General features: G+C 57.1%; 2 protein-coding genes. Both read right to left on the minus strand.

Going from position 1 to position 1074, the window contains the following annotated elements; all coding sequences use genetic code 11:
• Positions 1 to 104: 104 nt before the first annotated feature.
• The gene (locus WH91_RS20880) at positions 105 to 752 is read right to left on the minus strand and encodes a hypothetical protein (protein WP_046172944.1); all 648 of its coding nucleotides are present in this window, start codon (positions 750 to 752) and stop codon (positions 105 to 107) included.
• Positions 749 to 1074: transposase (locus tag WH91_RS20885; protein WP_046172945.1), on the minus strand; the 326-nt coding region annotated here is incomplete at its 5' end. The genes WH91_RS20880 and WH91_RS20885, both read right to left, overlap by 4 nt.

A 1074-nucleotide genomic window follows, 5' to 3' on the forward strand; every position in this document is an offset into this window, starting at 1 on the left:
ACCTACGACGCCATCATCGATGCCGCTTGTCAGGCATGGCGAAATCTCGTCGACCAGCCGACAACCATAACATCGATCGGCATGCGTGAATGGGCACACACCGGTCAATCGTGAGCGCCGTTGGTATTAGTGCCAAGCAGAAGGGCTACGACCGTTGCCAACAGCGCTATCCACCAGCGCCGCCCGCCTAACAGAACGAATATGATGACGAGGAAAGGCACCGCCAAGATAGGCCCCCTTGAGCCCGAGAGGACAGCCGTGGCAACTCCCAGAATTGGCCCGAGAACAAAGAAAAACCGGTATCGGCTCGTGCTTGAAACCATCCCCAGCAGGGCGATGAATCCAACGATTATGGCCGCCTGCGTTGACCAGATTGGATCTGACCCATATGAGGTAGCCCGCCCAGCATCCACGATAAAGACTTGATAGGCTGCGATCACTGTTCCGATCACGCTCCCCGCGAGCGCCAGCGTCGCCAAAACAACCGTGTTCCTGCCCGATGCGGCCCTGCTCAGCACGACGCTCAACGGCGCAAAAAGCACAAACATTATGAAGTTTGCGCTGTAGGCCATATCGCGCAAACCTTGGGCGGTGACCGAAAATGCTACAGCTATCAATGCAAAGGCAGCGAGAAAACAAAGACTGGCTTTGTCTCTAGGCAGACGCAAGCGGTCCCGGCGGACTGCCTGCCACAAGGCAGCAAGCACGGCCAGGATCATCAAGGGGTAATACCAAGTCTCATTGATGCTCACTCATGTGCCCATTTGCGCAACCCGATCGAGATAATGCGCCATGGCTGCTTGATGAGGCGGTTCCAAGCAAAGCAGCAGTGATCGAGGATGTCCTCATAAGATTTGAAGATTCGGTTCGAGAGCCAGTTGTCGCGCATGAACTGCCAGACGTTTTCGACCGGATTGAGTTCGGGGCATTTCGAGGGCAGCGGCAACAGGGTGATATTGGCGGGCACCACGAGTGCGGCGGAGATGTGCCATCCGGCCTGATCGAGTAGCAGCACGGCATGGGCCCCCGGTGCCACGGCGGCTGAGATTTCCGCCAGATGGAGCATCATGCCCT

It is taken from the genome of Devosia psychrophila, assembly GCF_000971275.1.
GTDB lineage: Bacteria > Pseudomonadota > Alphaproteobacteria > Rhizobiales > Devosiaceae > Devosia > Devosia psychrophila.